The sequence below is a fragment of the Pseudomonas bohemica genome (assembly GCF_002934685.1).
Taxonomy (GTDB): Bacteria; Pseudomonadota; Gammaproteobacteria; order Pseudomonadales; family Pseudomonadaceae; genus Aquipseudomonas; species Aquipseudomonas bohemica.
Genome location: NZ_NKHL01000119.1, coordinates 27,098 through 44,307 on the forward strand (window position 1 = coordinate 27,098; position 17,210 = coordinate 44,307).

The 17,210-nt window shown below is 59.9% G+C and carries 19 protein-coding genes; 3 read left to right on the top strand and 16 right to left on the bottom strand.

Annotation, left to right across the window (positions count from 1 at the left end; genetic code table 11):
* Positions 1-355: 355 nt before the first annotated feature.
* From CE491_RS24430 to ubiE, 9 genes are read right to left on the bottom strand one after another with little or no spacing between them, the layout of a single operon-like run.
* Positions 356-1,063 carry a 16S rRNA (uracil(1498)-N(3))-methyltransferase gene (locus CE491_RS24430; protein ID WP_110950905.1) on the bottom strand — a complete coding sequence of 236 codons (708 nt, stop codon included), beginning with the start codon at positions 1,061-1,063 and terminating at the stop codon, positions 356-358.
* Positions 1,060-1,854: a twin-arginine translocase subunit TatC gene (tatC, locus tag CE491_RS24435; RefSeq protein ID WP_110950906.1), complete on the bottom strand. Its 795-nt coding sequence runs from the start codon at positions 1,852-1,854 to the stop codon at positions 1,060-1,062. Before tatC ends, CE491_RS24430 begins: the two co-directional genes overlap by 4 nt.
* Entirely contained in the window at positions 1,851-2,405 is a 555-nt protein-coding gene (tatB, locus tag CE491_RS24440; RefSeq protein ID WP_110950907.1) for a Sec-independent protein translocase protein TatB, read from the bottom strand. The genes tatC and tatB overlap by 4 nt, the downstream gene beginning before the upstream one ends.
* A 10-nt stretch (positions 2,406-2,415) precedes the next feature.
* A complete protein-coding gene (locus tag CE491_RS24445; RefSeq protein ID WP_110950908.1) occupies positions 2,416-2,688 on the bottom strand; it encodes a twin-arginine translocase TatA/TatE family subunit in 273 nt (90 codons plus the stop codon).
* A 43-nt stretch (positions 2,689-2,731) separates the two neighbouring features.
* Positions 2,732-3,064, bottom strand: a complete 333-nt coding sequence (locus CE491_RS24450) for a phosphoribosyl-ATP diphosphatase (protein ID WP_110950909.1) — start codon at positions 3,062-3,064, stop codon at positions 2,732-2,734.
* A gap of 2 nt (positions 3,065-3,066) precedes the next feature.
* Positions 3,067-3,459: a phosphoribosyl-AMP cyclohydrolase gene (gene hisI, locus CE491_RS24455; RefSeq protein ID WP_110950910.1), complete on the bottom strand. Its 393-nt coding sequence runs from the start codon at positions 3,457-3,459 to the stop codon at positions 3,067-3,069.
* A gap of 56 nt (positions 3,460-3,515) precedes the next feature.
* The gene (gene ubiB / locus CE491_RS24460; protein WP_110950911.1) at positions 3,516-5,138 is read right to left on the bottom strand and encodes a ubiquinone biosynthesis regulatory protein kinase UbiB; all 1,623 of its coding nucleotides are present in this window, start codon (positions 5,136-5,138) and stop codon (positions 3,516-3,518) included.
* Positions 5,135-5,758, bottom strand: a complete 624-nt coding sequence (locus CE491_RS24465; RefSeq protein ID WP_110950912.1) for a ubiquinone biosynthesis accessory factor UbiJ — start codon at positions 5,756-5,758, stop codon at positions 5,135-5,137. Before CE491_RS24465 ends, ubiB begins: the two co-directional genes overlap by 4 nt.
* Positions 5,758-6,528 carry a bifunctional demethylmenaquinone methyltransferase/2-methoxy-6-polyprenyl-1,4-benzoquinol methylase UbiE gene (gene ubiE, locus CE491_RS24470; protein WP_110951120.1) on the bottom strand — a complete coding sequence of 257 codons (771 nt, stop codon included), beginning with the start codon at positions 6,526-6,528 and terminating at the stop codon, positions 5,758-5,760. Before ubiE ends, CE491_RS24465 begins: the two co-directional genes overlap by 1 nt.
* A gap of 141 nt (positions 6,529-6,669) precedes the next feature.
* Here ubiE and CE491_RS24475 point away from each other — a divergent pair, with 141 nt between their 5' ends.
* The 3 genes from CE491_RS24475 to CE491_RS24485 all read left to right on the top strand — a co-directional run bounded on the left by CE491_RS24475 (position 6,670) and on the right by CE491_RS24485 (position 8,563).
* Positions 6,670-6,948, top strand: a complete 279-nt coding sequence (locus CE491_RS24475) for a polyhydroxyalkanoic acid system family protein (protein WP_110950913.1) — start codon at positions 6,670-6,672, stop codon at positions 6,946-6,948.
* Between the two features lie 243 nt (positions 6,949-7,191).
* Positions 7,192-7,629 carry a phasin family protein gene (locus CE491_RS24480; protein WP_110950914.1) on the top strand — a complete coding sequence of 146 codons (438 nt, stop codon included), beginning with the start codon at positions 7,192-7,194 and terminating at the stop codon, positions 7,627-7,629.
* Between the two features lie 10 nt (positions 7,630-7,639).
* Positions 7,640-8,563 (top strand): phasin family protein, encoded by a 924-nt coding sequence (locus CE491_RS24485; RefSeq protein WP_110950915.1) that lies wholly within the window; start codon positions 7,640-7,642, stop codon positions 8,561-8,563.
* A 192-nt stretch (positions 8,564-8,755) separates the two neighbouring features.
* Here the strand turns inward: CE491_RS24485 and CE491_RS24490 are convergent, their stop codons facing one another.
* The 7 genes from CE491_RS24490 to hslV form a co-directional block, all read right to left on the bottom strand.
* Complete coding sequence (locus CE491_RS24490) at positions 8,756-9,370, bottom strand: TetR/AcrR family transcriptional regulator (RefSeq protein ID WP_110950916.1); 615 nt, start codon at positions 9,368-9,370, stop codon at positions 8,756-8,758.
* 188 nt (positions 9,371-9,558) lie between these two features.
* The gene (gene phaC, locus CE491_RS24495; protein WP_110950917.1) at positions 9,559-11,241 is read right to left on the bottom strand and encodes a class II poly(R)-hydroxyalkanoic acid synthase; all 1,683 of its coding nucleotides are present in this window, start codon (positions 11,239-11,241) and stop codon (positions 9,559-9,561) included.
* A gap of 150 nt (positions 11,242-11,391) precedes the next feature.
* Positions 11,392-12,252, bottom strand: a complete 861-nt coding sequence (phaZ, locus tag CE491_RS24500) for a poly(3-hydroxyalkanoate) depolymerase (RefSeq protein WP_110950918.1) — start codon at positions 12,250-12,252, stop codon at positions 11,392-11,394.
* A 203-nt stretch (positions 12,253-12,455) separates the two neighbouring features.
* Positions 12,456-14,135 (bottom strand): class II poly(R)-hydroxyalkanoic acid synthase, encoded by a 1,680-nt coding sequence (phaC, locus tag CE491_RS24505; RefSeq protein WP_110950919.1) that lies wholly within the window; start codon positions 14,133-14,135, stop codon positions 12,456-12,458.
* 353 nt (positions 14,136-14,488) lie between these two features.
* Positions 14,489-14,866, bottom strand: coding sequence for a gamma-butyrobetaine hydroxylase-like domain-containing protein (locus tag CE491_RS24510; RefSeq protein ID WP_110951121.1), 378 nt, complete (start codon positions 14,864-14,866; stop codon positions 14,489-14,491).
* Between the two features lie 194 nt (positions 14,867-15,060).
* Entirely contained in the window at positions 15,061-16,398 is a 1,338-nt protein-coding gene (gene hslU / locus CE491_RS24515) for an ATP-dependent protease ATPase subunit HslU (RefSeq protein ID WP_110950920.1), read from the bottom strand.
* 65 nt (positions 16,399-16,463) lie between these two features.
* Complete coding sequence (gene hslV / locus CE491_RS24520) at positions 16,464-16,994, bottom strand: ATP-dependent protease subunit HslV (protein ID WP_037016051.1); 531 nt, start codon at positions 16,992-16,994, stop codon at positions 16,464-16,466.
* Positions 16,995-17,210 lie beyond the last annotated feature (216 nt).

Here is a 17,210-nt window from a genome sequence, read left to right on the forward strand (position 1 = left end):
GCAATGGCTGCGATACACCGCATTCGCCACTGTCGCACAGCTCCAGCAGCTCCAACAGGTTAAGCGGCGTTCGCACTTCTTGGGCTTGACGCGATCCTTGTAGGAGACGTCGGAGGTTACGACGGCAGCGAACGCGAGCATTCAGTCAGCTCAACGACGCCTGAAAGACCGCATTCGCCACTGTCGCACAGCTCCAGAAGCTCCCACAGGTTCAGCGGCGTTCGCACTTCTTGGGCTTGACGCGATTCGTGTAGGAGACGTCGGAGGTTACGACGGCAGCGAATGCGGTAGTTCAGAGGTCATCAACGGCTCCGATACGCCGCATTCGCCAGCCAACCCGTGGTGCAGGAGAGTTTCAGAACAATCGGGCCAGGAGGGCGGTAACGGCTGTTTCGACACGCAGGATGCGGTCACCGAGCTGAACGGGGTTCAGGCCAGCCTCACGCAGCAGGTCCACTTCGTAGGGTATCCAGCCGCCTTCCGGGCCAATGGCCAACGTCACCGACTGCTCGACCGCACGCGGGCACAATGGATAATCGCCCGGATGCCCAACCAGCCCGAGTGTCCCCTCAACGAGAGCTGGCAGGCGATCTTCGACGAATGGCTTGAAGCGTTTCTCGATGATGACCTCCGGCAGCACACTGTCCCGCGCCTGCTCCAGTCCCAGAATCAACTGCTCGCGAATAGCGGCGGGCTGCAGAAAAGGTGTCTGCCAGAAGCTTTTTTCGACGCGATAACTGTTGACCAGAATGACCCTGGGCACGCCCATGGTGGCGACGGTCTGAAACACCCGGCGCAGCATCTTCGGGCGGGGCAGGGCCAGGACCAGTGTCAGCGCCAGCTTGGCGGGAGGCTCGCGATCGAAACTTACCGAGAGTTCGGCTTCACGGGGCTCAAGCCGCAGCAACTGCGCTTTGCCGAGCAGCCCGCCCACGCGACCGACGCGCAAGCTGTCGCCGACCTCCGAGCGATGCACCTCTTGCATGTGCTTGAGGCGCCGGTCACGCAGGATCACCCGGTCAGCCGAAATGAAGTCGGCTTCTTCCAGTAGCAGCAGATTCACGGCTGGGTCGCTGGCGGCTGGTCCTGCTCGTCTTCGGCCTTCTCGTCGTCTTCGTGGTCGCCGCGCCTGGTCACCATCGAACTGCACAGCACGCCGATTTCAAACAACAGCCACATTGGTACCGCCAGCAAGGTCTGCGAGAAGATGTCGGGCGGTGTGAGGATCATGCCGACCACGAAGCAGCCAATCACCACATACGGGCGAATCTTCTTCAGGTATTTCACATCGACGATGCCGATCCACACCAGCAGGACGACCGCCACCGGGATTTCAAAGGCGACGCCAAACGCCAGGAACAACGTCATGACGAAATCCAGATAACTGGCAATGTCGGTCATCATCGACACGCCTTCCGGGGTGACGCTGGCGAAGAAGTGGAAAATCAGCGGGAACACGAGGAAGTAGGCGAATGCCATCCCGGCGTAGAACAGAATGATGCTGGAAATCAGCAACGGCACCGCCACGCGCTTCTCGTGCTTGTACAGGCCCGGTGCGATAAAGCCCCAGATCTGATACAGAATCACCGGCATCGCCAGGAACAACGCGACCATCATGGTCAGCTTGAATGGCGTGATGAACGGCGAGGCGACGTCAGTGGCGATCATCGTTGCGCCTTCAGGCAAAAACTTGCGCAGGGGCGCCGAGACGAAGGTGTAGATCTTCTGCGTGAAGTAGAACAACGCGCCGAAGATCACGAAGATCGCCAGCACACAACGCAGCAGACGCGAGCGCAGTTCAGTGAGGTGCGAGACCAGCGGCATTTGCTGGTCGTTTTCCGGAATTTCGCTCATGGGGCTCGTGGGGGCTGTGTCGGATCATTGGCGGAAGGCGCGCTCTGCACCGCAGTGGCAGGCGTGGTCAGCGGGGCCCGCGCTGGCGTCGCGGCAGGCTGGGCGTGCTCGGCGTGAGCAGCTGGCGGCGTGACCGAGGCGCTTTCTGCTGGCGCCGCAGGGCCGATATCCGCGCTTGGGCCTGGCGAGGGCGCAGCGCCCATCACAGGCGTTGTTGGCTCGCTGGTCGCAGACGTTTCAGCGACAGGCTGAACCGTAGGCTGCACCACCGGAGGGGCCGGGGGCTGCGGCGGTTGATGCAGTTGCTGCGGCTGCATGATTTTGCGCGCTTCTTCTTCCAGCGAAAGAATGTGTTCGTTATGCAATTGGCGACGAATTTCATCGGCGCCGATTTCGCGCTCAACTTCCTGTTTGATCGCATTGAAGCTGCGTTTCAGACGCCCGACCCAAAGCCCGGCAGTACGCGCTGCGCCCGGCAGGCGCTCAGGACCCAGCACCAGCAGGGCCACGAGACCGACGAGCAGCAGTTCAGAGAAGCTGATACCAAACATGCGTCACGACCTAGTCTTTGCGGATGGGCTCTTCGACTTTCTGTGCAGTGCCGTCGATGGTGTGCGGCTGATGCAGCGGCTGGGTCGGTGGCGTCGGCTGCGCGGTCGGCTGCGGTTGCACAGGCGGTTGTTCCGGGCCTTTCTCGTCATCGTTCATGGCCTTGCGAAAGCCCTTGATTGACTCGCCCACGTCAGTGCCCAGGTTCTTGAGCTTCTTGGTGCCGAAAATCAGTACGACGACCACAAGAATGACGATCCAGTGTTTCCAGTCAAAAATGCCCATGACACGTTCCTCACAAGAAATTCGGGGCCCTCTGGCCCGGTATTTAGTCCGCCGAGCGAGCAGCTTTTTCGGCGTGGCCGGACAGCCCGAAACGGCGGTCCAGTTCATCGAGTACGGTTTGTGGATGTTGGCCAAGCGCGGCGAGCATCACCAGGCTATGGAACCACAAGTCCGCTGTTTCGTAGATGACATCGCTGCAGTCACCACTGATGGCGGCGTCCTTGGCGGCGATGATGGTTTCGACCGACTCTTCGCCGACCTTCTCCAGAATCTTGTTCAGCCCCTTGTGATAGAGGCTGGCGACGTAGGAGGAGTCGGCAGCCGCGCCTTTGCGCTCTTCGAGCACCTGAGCCAGGCGAGACAAGGTATCAGTCATGTTCAGTGTCCTGCTTGATAAATGGCGTCCGGGTCTTTCAGCACCGGGTCCACGGTTTTCCAGCCCGCGTCGTCGTAGACACGGTAGAAGCAGCTTTCGCGGCCGGTATGGCAGGCGATGCCGCCGATCTGCTCGACCATCAGGATGATGACGTCGGCGTCGCAGTCAAGGCGCAGTTCGTGAAGCTTCTGCACGTGGCCTGATTCTTCGCCTTTACGCCACAGTTTGCCACGCGAACGCGACCAGTAGATGGCACGATTTTCGGCAGCGGTCAGGCTCAGGGCTTCGCGATTCATCCAGGCCATCATCAGGACGCGCCCGGTTTTGTGATCCTGCGCAATCGCCGGGACCAAACTGTCGCTATCCCATTTAATCTCGTCCAGCCAGTCTTTCATCGTCGGCTCCGGCCGATGTGTGGATGGGTTAGTGTGCCAGCGGCAACCGCCGATGGCTATCGGCGAACGACCAGATAGAGCCCCGCGACCAGCATCAGCAGCGCGGGCCAGGCACTGATCGCCATTAGCTCGGCGCCCGACTGAGTATGGGCAGTGGCCAGGATTACCCCGCCGGCCAGCAACCCGGCGCCGATCAGGCGCAAAGCCCAATGATCGCTCTTTTGGTGCGAGTACGGCGGCGGGCGGTCGTAAGTGTGCGGCTGCGATAGACGTTCGAGCAGGTCACGGGTCATGTTGGCCAGATGCGGAATCTGCTCGACCTGGGATTGCAGATTGCCGATCAACGTCTTGGGGCTGACGCGCTCACGCATCCAGCGCTCCAGAAACGGCTGCGCGGTACTCCACAGGTCCAGCTCCGGGTAGAGCTGACGGCCCAGGCCCTCGATGTTGAGCAGAGTTTTCTGCAATAGCACCAGCTGCGGCTGCACTTCCATATTGAAGCGGCGCGCGGTCTGGAACAGGCGCATCAGTACCTGACCGAAGGAAATGTCCTTGAGCGGCTTCTCGAAAATGGGTTCGCACACGGTACGGATCGCGGCTTCGAACTCATTGAGCTTGGTTTCCGCCGGCACCCATCCCGAATCGATGTGCAACTGCGCCACACGGCGGTAATCACGCTTGAAGAAGGCGAACAGGTTGCGCGCCAGATAGTCCTGGTCTTCAGGGGTCAGGCTGCCGACGATGCCGCAGTCGATGGCGATGTATTGCGGATCCCACGGTGCGACCGTGCTGACGAAAATATTGCCGGGGTGCATGTCGGCGTGGAAGAAGCTGTCGCGGAACACCTGGGTAAAGAACAGCTCCACACCGCGTTCGGCGAGTTTTTTCATGTCGGTGCGTTGATCGGCCAGGGTCGCCAGATCCGTGACCTGAACGCCGTAGATGCGCTCCATCACCAACACCTTCGGGCGGCACCAGTCCCAATAGACCTGGGGTACATACAGCATGGACGAGCCTTCGAAGTTGCGGCGCAGCTGGCTGGAGTTGGCCGCTTCGCGCAACAGGTCGAGTTCGTCGTAGATGGTCTTCTCGTAATCGGCGACCACATCCACCGGATGCAGCAGGCGGGCATCGGCTGACAGACGCTCGGCGATTTTCGCGAGGATGAACAGCCAGGCGAGGTCTGAGCCGATGATCGGCTTCAGGCCAGGGCGCACGACTTTGACGACCACTTCTTCACCGGTCTTCAGTTGCGCGGCGTGAACCTGCGCCACCGACGCAGAAGCCAACGGAGCGACGTCGAAGCGGCTGAACACATCGCTGATCTTCGCGCCCAGTTGCGACTCGATCAGCGCGATGGCCTTCTCGGACTCGAACGGCGGAACGCGGTCCTGCAGCATCATCAGCTCGTCGGCGATATCTTCCGGCAAAAGATCCCGCCGGGTTGAAAGCAACTGGCCGAACTTGATGAAGATCGGCCCCAGGTCCTGCAACGCCAGACGCAGACGCGCGCCTCGGGTCAGCTCACTCTTGCGGCGCGGGATCCATCGCCATGGCAGCACGAAGCGCACGGCAAGCAACCACCAGGGCAGGGGCAGGGCGAACAGCAGATCATCGAGGCGGTAACGGATTACGACACGCTGGATGCGAAACAGGCGGCGGACGGCAAGCAGGCTCATGCGTTATCGCTGGATTTGAGGGATTGGGCCAGACGCTCGAAGCGGGCTTCGAGGCGTTCCAGGTCTTGTTTGGTCTGATCCAGTTCGGCGAAGCGGGCTTGTGCCTCGCGTTTGCCGACCAGCGTGCGAGATTCTTCGGCCAGGTATTCGGCCAGGTTGTGGCTGAGGCTGGCGAAACTGTCGCGGGTCCAGCGTGCGCTGTTACGCAGATGGCCACCAATCAGCGGCGTGGCCACCGGGCCGAGCCAGCGTTGCAGCTCGTACTCCCAGTCCAGATCCAGATCCTGCAGCACGCTTACCAGCTCCAGCAACACAGCGCTTTCGCCATCCAGCTCGACGTCCGGGCTGTGCAGCACAGCGTTCTTGTCCTTGCTCAACGCCAGGCGCATCAGGCTCGCGGCCGGCGCGCGCAGCGTCACGTCAGCGCCTGCTTCCCAGCGAGTGGCCAGCATCAAGCCCTCATCGCTGGGCAGGATGTACAGATGAAACGCCGGGCTGGTGCACTCGACCGCAATCACCTTGCCGCTCAGCCGATCAAGGCGTGGCAAGGCGGTGCTGTCCATCCGCAGCACTCGATTGATGCCGTGCTCGGCGCTGGCGAGCAAGCCGCTGATCAGCATCAGGGCTTGATACCGCGGTGCAGGGCGACGATGCCGGAAGTCATGTTGTGATAGGTCACGCGGTCAAAGCCGGCTTCTACCATCATCGACTTCAGGGTTTCCTGATCAGGGTGCATGCGGATCGACTCGGCCAGGTAGCGATAGCTTTCCGAGTCATTGGTGATCAGCTTGCCTGCCAGCGGCATGAACGCGAACGAGTAAGCGTCGTACACCTTGGACATGACCTTGTTGGTCGGCTTGGAGAACTCCAGTACCAGCAGACGGCCGCCGGGCTTGAGAACGCGCAGCATCGAGCGAATGGCGTCCTCCTTGTGAGTCACATTGCGCAGACCGAAAGCGATGGTCACGCAGTCGAAATGGTTGTCCGGGAACGGCAGCTTCTCAGCATCTGCCTGCACGAATTTGATATTGCCAGCCACACCGCGATCGAGCAGGCGGTCGCGACCGACCTTGAGCATCGAAGCGTTGATGTCGGCGAGCACGACTTCACCGGTCGGGCCGACCAGATGAGAAAATTTCTTCGCCAGATCGCCCGTACCGCCGGCGATGTCCAGCACTCGGTTGCCGGTGCGCACACCGGAAAGCTCGATGGTGAAGCGCTTCCAGAGGCGGTGCATGCCACCGGACAGCACGTCGTTCATCAGGTCGTACTTGGCGGCAACGGAATGGAAAACCTCGGCGACTTTCTCGGCCTTCTGGCTTTCCGCAACGGTTTTGTAGCCGAAGTGGGTGGTGGGTTCGGCATCGCTGCCTTTGCGCGGATCGTTCATATCGCTGTCACCGGAATAAAGTGCGGCCATTCTAATCGTCGGGGCTGGCTTTGTCTTGACAAGGCTCACCGCCAACAGTTTCTTCACCGAGCGCCGCTGGTATAGTGGCCCGACGATTTACCTCGATGAAGGAGCCCCTCAATGGCCCGAATTACCGTAGAACGCCCGCACGCATTGGGTAAGGACAAGGCCCGCGAGAAAGCCGAGTTGCTGGCCGAGAAGCTGGGTGACAAATATGGCATCGAGCACAGCTGGGAGGGTGACACTGTGTCACTGGAAGGCAAAGGCGCCAAAGGCACCGTTCAGGTCGAAGATGCGCTGGTGCGAGTGGACATCGAACTGAATTTCTTCCTCTCGGCGATGAGCAGCACCATTCAGTCCGAGGTCGAGCGGCAGCTGGACAAGGCGCTGGCTGCGTAATCAAGACTTTCATCATCCCCTGGGGAGTGAGCTGGCTCACGAATGGGATTTATCAGTTGCCTTAGGTGCTGACTGACCTGGCGCCTTCGTGCGCAAGCTCACTCCCACAGGGATCTGCTCCAGCCTCAATAACCTGCGCGCAGCCACCCAACCTAGGGTGAGCTTTCTAATTTTTCCCTCTACTTTGTGCCATGCCCCATTCCGGGGCGGTTCCTCTTATCCCTTTCGAGCGTGAGGTGCACCATGGCCAAAGTGATTCTCAGGAAAAAAATCGACGCCGAAGAAGCGAAGACCTTTTCGGAAGTTCGCCTCTACGCGCGCAAGATCTGGCTCGCGGGCTTGGGGGCTTACGTGAAGGCCGGGCAGGAAGGGGCCGAATACATCAAAGACCTGATCAAGACAGGCGAGCAGACTGAAAAGAAAGCAAGGAAAGTCATCGACGAAAAAGTCGAGGCGGCCAACAGCGAGATCGATTCGGTCAAGGGCGAGGTCAAGGGCGAAGTGAGCAAGGCCAAGGGGCGCGTTGAGGTACAGATCGACAAAATCGAGACTGCGTTCGACCGTCGCGTGGCCAGCGCCTTGAATCGCATCGGCATTCCGTCTAAACATGATGTTGAAACACTGTCTGCTAAGCTCGATGAGCTGACGGCATTGCTTGAACGTGTCGCGCGTAAACAATAAGGAGAGCGGGATGGCTGGTAAGAAGAAATCCGTAAAAGAAGGCAGCTCCTGGATTGGTGGCGTGGAGAAATACTCCCGCCAGATCTGGCTGGCTGGTTTAGGCGCTTACTCGAAGATCAGCAATGACGGCAGTAAGCTTTTCGAAACGCTGGTGAAGGATGGTGAAAAGGCCGAGAAGGAAACCAAGGCCTCCGTTGGCAAGTCTGTCGATACGGCCAAGACTTCCACCAAGTCCCGCGTCGGTGACGTGAAGGATCTGGCGCTGGGCAAATGGGGCGAACTGGAAGGGGCTTTCGACAAGCGCCTGAACAGCGCGATCTCCCGGCTCGGTGTGCCGAGTCGCAACGAAGTCAAAGCCCTGCATAGCAAGGTCGATCTGCTGACCAAACAAATCGAGAAACTGACAGGCGCCTCGGTCGCGCCGGTGTCGAAAACCGTAGCGGTCAAACCCGCGGCTAAGCCGGTAGCAAAAGCAACCGCCAAGCCACTGGCCAAAGCGGCAGCCAAACCGGTTGCCAAGGCAGCGAGCACTGCAGCCAGCAAAACCGCGGCGGCCAAACCGGCGGTCGCCAAGGCCGCGACCAAACCGGTAGCTGCGGCGTCGAAAGCAGCAGCCTCTACAGCGGCCAAAGCGAAAAGTGTCGCTGCGAAACCTGCTGCCAAACCAGCGCCCAAGGCCGCAGCCAAACCGGCCGCCAAGTCGGCGGCCAAACCCGCAGCAGCGGCCAAACCTGCCACCAAGCCAGCCGCGAAACCCGCTGCAGCGAAGAAGCCAGCGGCAGCCAAAAAGCCTGTTGCAGCGAAGCCCACCACAACCACCAAACCGGCAACGGCCTCTACTTCGGCACCTGCCGCGAGCGCTGCACCGGCACCTGCCGCTCCAACTGGGGCGTCGACCAACTCCAGCGCGCCGGCACCTTCCAGTCAGTCCTGATTTTCGGCTGGCAGGGGCCAAGCCCGATCTGTGAGAGCAGGTCGGGTTTTTTGTTTTTAGAAGAGCCGATACGGCTTGTCTGTAGGAGCCCGCTTGCCCGCGATAAGCGGCGCAGCAGAACATATCGTTGCCTATGGCCAACAAATCGCGGGCAAGCGCGCTCCTACAAAACGAGCGTCAAGCCACTCCGGTTCAGTCCTCAAGATAATGCAAAGCCAACTGCTCAGCCGCGTGCCGCGCACCCGGTTTCAGGTGAGGAGCGACGAGCATCATGATCTGGTAAACCACTACGCGGGTTTCGCCTTCGCGGGCGAGAATGCGTTGGTAATCCAGGGAGAACAGCAAGGTCATGGTGATCTGTTCGACCAATTGCCCCAGCGCCTGAGTGTCACTGGTGACCTGGCCCTCGGCCTTCAGGCGTGCCAGCAATGAGGCGAGGGTGCGTTTGATCGAGTTGAGCAGATGACGAATGCCGCGCGCCAGCCTGGGCAAGCGGCTGGCGAGGTTCGAGAGGTCCTGAAACAGGAAACGATAATAGGACAGGCGTTCGACGATCAGGTGCAGGAACAACCAGTAATCCTCGGCATCCAGACGGGCATCGGCCGGCGGGTCGAGCAGGGGCCCGAGTTCGTTCTGAAAGCGCTCGAACAGCTCCATCACCAACGGCTCCTTGCCGTGGAAGTGGTAGTAGAGATTGCCGGGGCTGATCTCCAGTTCGTTGGCAATTTCCAATGTCGAGACGTTGGGCTCACCTTGCTGATTGAACAGCAGCAAAGCGCATTCGAGTATGCGGTCGCGAGTCTTCATCCGGTTTTCTTGGTGGGTGTGTCAGGTTAATTCAGCGTGAAATGCAGTTGTGTGTAGACGCGCGCTTGCCCGCGATAGCGTCGTGTCAGAACACGTTGTTGCTTCTGGTCAGCCGCGATTGCGGGCAAGGGCAAGCGCTCCTGCAGGTAAATCATGTCCGGTAAGCAGATATCGAGTCAGAGCTGTGCTCACCTCACTCGCACATACGTCCCCGGCGCCGCTTCCATCGGCGGGTAGTTCTGGTTGCCCACTGCTGGCAGGGTTGCGCGTTGGGTGCCCGAGCGTTCCTGAATCCAGCTCAGCCAGCTTGGCCACCAGCTGCCGTCGGTACGTTGCGCGTCGTAGAACCAGGCCCGTGGGTCGCTGCTCAGTTTGCCGTTCTCGACGAAATTGGCTTTCGGGTTGCCCGGCGGGCAGAGAATGCTTTGCACATGGCCGCTGTTGGCCAGCAGAAAGCGCCGGTCGCCGCCCAGCAGCAACGCCGAGCGGTAGACCACGTCCCACGGCGTGATGTGGTCGTTGATGCCGGCCACGCTGAAGCTGTCCACAGTGACCTTCTGCAGATCGATCGGCGTGCCGCACACTTCCAGGCCGCCGGGATGGGTCAGCGGATTGTGTTTGAAGAAATCCAGCAGATCGCCATGCAAAGCTGCGGGCAGGCGCGTGCTGTCGTTGTTCCAGTAAAGAATATCGAATGGCGGCGGCGCCTTGCCCAGCAGGTAGTTGTTGACCCAGTAGGTCCAGATCAGGTCGTTGGGGCGCATCCAGGCGAAGACCTTGGCCAGCTCGCCGCCGTCCAGCACACCGCGCTGATAGGATCGGCGCTTGGCCGACTCCAGCGTCTGTTCGTCAATGAACAGCGTTGCCGGACTTTCTATCTGGCTGTCCAGCAGGCTCACCAGATAGCTCGCGCTGGACACCCGACGCAGTTGCCGCTTGGCCTGCAGGTGGCCCTGCAACGCGGCGATGGTCAGGCCGCCCGCGCAGGCGCCCACCAGGTTGACCTCGCGCGCGCCGGTGATCGCTCGACACACATTCATCGCTTCTTCGGTCGCCTGCACGTAGCTGGAAAGCCCCCATTCCCGATGACGGACATCCGGATTGCGCCAGCTGATGATGAAGGTCTGCAGGCCATTTTTCAGGGCGTACTGGACGAAGCTATTGCTCGGGCTGAGGTCGAAAATGTAGAACTTGTTGATCTGCGGCGGCACGATCAGCAGCGGGCGCGCGTACTGCTTTTCGCTCATCGGCGAGTACTGGATCAGCTCCAGCAGCTCGTTGCGAAACACCACGGCACCGGGCGTTACAGCCAGGGTGCGACCGATCTCGAAGGCATCCTTGGTGGTCTGGCTCGGCAGGCCATTGTTGTGCATGAAGTCATCTAGCATGTGGCTCAGACCCTTCACCACGCTGCTGCCACCGGTGTTGAACAGCTCTTTGACGGCCAGCGGGTTGAACAGGGTGTTGGTCGGGGCCAGCGCGTCGTTGAGCAGGGAGAAGATGAATTGTGCGCGGGAGCGGTCGTCTTCGGGCAGGTCGCTGTGGTCGATCCAGTCGCGCACCTGATGCTGCCAACTCAGGTAAGCCTGCAAGCCGCGACGGTACAGCGGATTGTGGCTCCAGGTCGGGTCGCTGAAGCGCGAATCATGGGGATGCGGCTGATGGGGCGTCTCGCCCAGCATCACTCGACCCAATTGGCCGCCAAGGGCAAGCGCATGACGAGCCGTGTAGACCGGATGTTTGAGACCTTGCAGGGCCACTGTGCGCAAGGTCGACAACAGATCACGACTGCGCAGGCCGGTAATCGCACTTTGCGCGTTGATGTAGGTCGCTGGCGTCGGATAGATATGCTTCGCCGGTTTGTCTCGCATGGATCAACACTCCTTCGTCAGGCCATCAGCAAATAAACCTGCGCACCCCCTCATTACCTGTCGTGGTGCGCCGTTCTACGTCTTGGCATCCCGCCGATAACGCAGTCGGTGAAGCGACTTCTCGATTGCAGCGAAACCCCAGCCAGTCCTTCAGAGTTTTCGCACGATCGGTGCAGGTTGAGGATGCATGACGGCGCGCTGCCGTTCTTGTGCAAGGAACTTCATGATGATGGGCGCGACGGCCTCGGCCCGGGTGATCAAAAACAAGTGACCATCGTCGATTATGTGTAGCTGGGCATTGGGGATACGCCAGGCCAGTAGTCGCATATTGATCAGCGGGATCAATGGGTCGTCATCACCGGCCAGCACCAGAGTTGGCTGGCGGATCTTGTGCAGCCAGTGGATGCTGGTCCAGCCCAGGCCTGCGAACAGCTGCCAGTAGTAGCCCAGTTTGCCGGACGATCGGACTTTGGCGGCGTGATTGGCCGCCAGATGTGGATCACGCCGGAACGCGCCGCCGTAGATCTCCGGGGCGATACGAATCACGTGGGAAGGCTGAATGTAGCGTCGGGGGCTTGCCATCATCCACAGCACTTTGGGTTTGCCGGGCACCATCACTGCGCCCGCCGCCGTGGCCGCGAGGACGAGTTTTTTGCAGCGCTCGGGATAGTCGTAAGCGAATTGCTGAGCCAGCGCGCCGCCCCATGACACGCCGATTGCGTTGACCTGGCCATAATCCAGATAGTCGAGCATCCGCGCTGCCAGCTTGGCCAAGCCGGGGAAGCGATACGGGCGGCTCGGGGTCGACGAGCCACCGACGCCGGGTACGTCGAAGGCGATGACTTCAAGGTCCGGGTCCAGCGCGTCGACGAAGGGAAACACCAGCTCCAGGTTGGCGCCGATGCCGTTGAAGATCAGCAGCGGCGTGAGATGACTCTTGCCGGGGCGCACTGCGGTGCGGATGTTGTGACCATCCAGATCGATGGTGCGAAATACGAACGGTTGCGGCATGCGCGAAGCCCTGTTGGTTATACGCCGGTGACTGCATCCTGGGCGGCGCGATATCAGGTGGGGGCGGTCCCCTGAAAATACGGTTCCCTGTGGGGGTGAGCATGCTCACGAAGATCGAGTTCAGTCACACCGGATACAGGGTCTGAAAGTCCGCTTTCGTGAGCAAGCTCACTCCCACATGGGGTCAATCTCTTCACGCGCAATCAACGCTCATGCACATACGTCCCCGGCGAAGCCTCACCCGCCGGATACGCCTTGTTACCCAGTGTAGCGGGGGATTTTTTCAGTTTGCCCGAACGCTCGCCCTGCCAGGCATGCCAGTGCAACCACCAGGAATCGGTGTGCTTGGTCGCGTCTTCCTGCCATCTGCTGGCGTCATCCGGCATGTCCGGGTTGGTCATGTAGCGCGCCTTTGGGTTGCCCGGCGGGTTGAGGATGCTCTGGATATGCCCGCTGTTGGACAGCACGAATTCGGTCTTGCCGCCGAACAGCCGTGCTGACTTGTAGCACGACACCCATGGCGTGATGTGATCGTTGCTGCCGGCAAGACAGAAGATGTCACTTTTGACCTGCTTGAGATCGATCGGCGTACCGCTGACCTCCAGTGCATTGGGGCGAACCAGCGGGTTGTTCTTGAACATCTCGATCAAGTCACCGTGAAACGCCGCAGGCAGACGGGTGGTGTCGTTGTTCCAGAACAGGATGTCGAACACAGGCGGCTCGTTGCCCAGCAGATAATTGTTGACCCAGTAATTCCAGATCAGATCGTTGGGGCGCATCCAGGCGAAGACCTTGGCCATGTCCTTGCCTTCGAGCACGCCCGCCTGATACGAGTGGCGCTTGGCCGACTCCAGGGTCTGTTCATCGACGAACAGCGCGATCTGGGTATCGAGCGTGGTATCGAGCACGCTCACCAGCAGGGTAAGGGCATTGACCTTCTGCTCGCCCAAGGCGGCATAGTGCCCCATCAGTGCGGTGCAGGTGATGCCTCCGGAGCAGGCGCCGAGCATGTTCACGTCTTTGCTGCCGGTGATCGTGCAGACCACATTCACGGCTTCCTTCACCGCATCGATATAGGTCGACAGGCCCCACTCACGCTGGGCCTTGGTCGGGTTGCGCCAACTGATGATGAATGTCTGCACGTTGTTGCGCAGACAGAAGCGCGCCAGGCTTTTCTCCTGACTGAGATCGAAAACGTAGAACTTGTTGATCTGCGGTGGCACCACCAACAACGGCCGCTCGAAAACCTGCTCGGTGATCGGCTTGTACTGGATCAGCTCCAGCAAGTCGTTGCGAAACACCACGGCGCCTTCGGTGGTGCCCAGGTTCTTGCCGACTTCGAAGGCGTCCATGTTGACCTGGCTCGGCAGCCCGCCGTTGTTCACCAGATCCTTTGCCAGATGCGACAGGCCGTCGAGAATGCTTTTGCCGCCTGTTTCGAAGAAGCGTTTGACCGCCGCCGGGTTTGCCGCGCCATTGGTGGGCGACATGGCTTCGGTCATGAGATTGATCACGAAATGCCCGCGGCTGATGTCCTGATCGGAGAGGTTGCTGTCGTCGATCCAGCTGTGCAGCTCCTTGCGCCAGGCCAGGTAAGTCTGCAGGTAACGACGGTAGAGCGGGTTCTGGCTCCAGGCCGGATCGACGAAACGGCGGTCGTCGTTATCGGGGACCAGTGTGGATTTGCCGAGCAGGACGTTTTTCAGTTCCAGCCCGAAATGAGCCACGTGTTTGGCGCTGTGAAAGGGTTGTTTGATGGCCTGGGTCAATACCGTGCGTGCCGTGGTGAGCAAATCCTTGCGCCGCAAGCCAACGACAGGGTTCAACCCCAAGGTGTGTTCAGAGGCTTGACGCGGCAGATCATCATTACTCTTGTTACTCATCTACGACGCTCCGTTGTCTTGAGACGAGCACTGGCATCGCTGTGAAAACACACCACGGACGAACGCCAGTACTGCTCTCGGGTGACCAATGACTAACACAACGGGTGTGAGCGCTCCTTTTACATGGCACCAAAATTCATGGCGCGACATGCGACTGCTGCGTTCACACCGACAGGCTTGTGCAACAACTCCGATGCAGATGGCTTGCCAGAATCATTGGTTACGCGAGATTTAAAAAAAATCGCAAGCAGGGCCAGTCATTGACCGCTGCACGGGACATTGAAGCAGATGGAATTAGAAAGCGCGTCCTAAAAACGCTAGCCGGTAACCAAGGCGCCAGCTAGAGCGGCGGCTTAAAGCATGAGTCGAACGACTTGCTCGGAAGGGTCGCGGGATTTGCCGGCGGCTTTGAGTTCAGCAAGGTAGTCGTCCCACAGTTGCTCCTGGCGCTGTGCCAGTTGCTCGAGGTACTCCCACGTGAACAATCCGCTGTCATGACCATCGTCGAAGGTCAGTTTCAGTGCGTACTGACCGGCCGGTTCTATCTTGGTCAAGCCGACGCCCAGCTTGCCGAATTGCAGGATCGGCTTGCCGTGGCCCTGAACCTCGGCGGACGGCGAATGCACGCGAAGAAATTCGGCGGGCAGGTGATATTCCTCACCAGGGCCGTATTTCAGCGTAAGGATTTTCGAGGCTTTGTGAAGCTGGATGGCAGAAGGGATTCGACTCATCAGATAGGCCTTGCGCTGAACATTGTAGGAGCCGGCTTGCTGCGGGCCGCGATCGGACGAATGCGGTGTGTCAGTCAATGAATAACCTGTGGGAGTGAGCTTGCTCACGAAGAGGCTAATACAGTCGCTGCATCTCTAGCGGCTGGACATCAGCATTCGTGAACACCTCACCCCCACATAGAATCACCTACAGGTCAGAGAATGTAACGAGACAAATCTTCGTCTTCCGCCAACTCGCCCAAGTGGCTGTTGACGTACGCCGCGTCGATCTGGATCGTGCCGCCGTCCTGTGCACCGGCCAGGTCGCCTGCGCTGAAAGACACTTCTTCCAGCAAGCGTTCCAGCAGCGTATGCAGACGACGGGCACCGATGTTCTCGGTTTTTTCGTTGACCTGCCACGCGATCTCGGCCAAGCGCTTGATGCCTTCGGGCAAGAACTCGATGTTCAGGCCTTCGGTTTTCAGCAGCTCGCGATATTGCTCGGTCAGCGACGCATGGGGCTCGCTGAGGATGCGTTCGAAATCCTGAGGGCTCAGGGCTTTGAGCTCGACGCGAATCGGCAGGCGACCTTGCAGTTCAGGCACCAGATCGCTCGGCTTGCTCAAATGGAACGCGCCGGAAGCGATGAACAGGATGTGGTCGGTCTTGACCATGCCCAGCTTGGTATTCACCGTGCAGCCTTCGATCAGCGGCAGCAGGTCGCGCTGGACGCCCTCGCGAGAAACATCGGCGCCGCCGACGTTGCCACGTTTAGCGACTTTGTCGATCTCGTCGATGAACACGATGCCGTGCTGCTCGACCGCTTCGAGCGCCTTGGCTTTAAGCTCTTCGTCATTGACCAGACGGCTCGCCTCTTCGTCGCGGACCATCTTCAGCGCGTCCTTGACCTTGAGCTTGCGGCTCTTCTTCTTGCCCTTGCCCATGTTGGCGAAAAGGCTCTGCAGCTGGTTGGTCATCTCTTCCATGCCAGGCGGCGCGGAGATATCGACACCGCCCATCTCCGCCACTTCGATCTCGATTTCCTTGTCGTCCAGTTGACCTTCGCGCAGGCGCTTGCGGAACAGCTGACGGGTGTTGGAGTCGTTGCTCGACGCGGCATCTTCGTTGAAGCCGACACGCGCCGGTGGCAGCAGCGCATCGAGAATGCGGTCTTCGGCAGCGTCTTCGGCGCGATGGCGCACCTTGGTCATTTCCTGTTCGCGCAGCAGCTTCATCGCCGCGTCGGCCAGGTCACGAATGATCGACTCGACGTCGCGGCCCACATAACCGACTTCGGTAAATTTGGTGGCTTCGACCTTTATGAACGGCGCATTGGCGAGTTTGGCCAGACGACGGGCGATCTCGGTTTTACCGACACCGGTCGGTCCGATCATCAGAATGTTTTTCGGGGTGACTTCGACGCGCAGCTCTTCAGGCAGCTGCATCCGGCGCCAGCGGTTACGTAGCGCGATGGCGACGGCGCGTTTGGCATCGTCCTGGCCGATGATATGGCGATTGAGTTCGTGGACGATTTCACGGGGAGTCATGGACATGGTTTTCAACGGTCCTCGGGCTTGAGTGAGTACAGGTCGCGATGAATTGCGGCCTGTGGCAGGACTCATTCGGCGAGGTCCTGCTCCTCAATGGTGATGTTGTGGTTGGTGAATACGCAGATGTCGCCAGCGATATGCAGTGCCGTCTCGGCGATTTCCCGTGCCGACAATTCCGTTTTCAGCAGCAGGGCGCGAGCTGCGGCCTGGGCGAATGCGCCACCGGAACCCATGGCAATCAGGCCGTCTTCGGGCTCAACGACGTCGCCATTGCCGGTGATGATCAGGGAGGCGTCTTTGTTGGCGACTGCCAGCATGGCCTCCAGGCGGCTCAGGGAGCGATCGGTACGCCAGTCCTTCGCCAGCTCGACCGCCGCGCGAACCAAGTGCCCCTGGTGTTTTTCCAGCTGGGCTTCAAAACGTTCGAACAGGGTAAAGGCGTCAGCGGTGGCACCTGCGAAACCAGCTATCACCTGGCCGTGATAAAGACGGCGGACTTTCTTGGCGTTACCTTTCATGACGGTATTGCCCAGGGAAACCTGGCCGTCACCCGCCATGACGACTTTGCCTTGGCGGCGTACTGAAACGATGGTGGTCAAGGGGAGAGTCTCCACGCTATGGGCGAAAATGCCCTGATGGAAACTCATATGGGGGTGGGGGCGGCTATTTCAACTGCCGGATGGGTTGGGGGATGAATGGCGGGGCTTCACTGCGCCCGGCACATGTTGGCGACTGAAACAAAAAAACTGTGGGAGTGAGCTTGCTCACGAAGGCTGATTTCCAGACGCTGCAGGTGTAGCGACTGTACTGGCCTC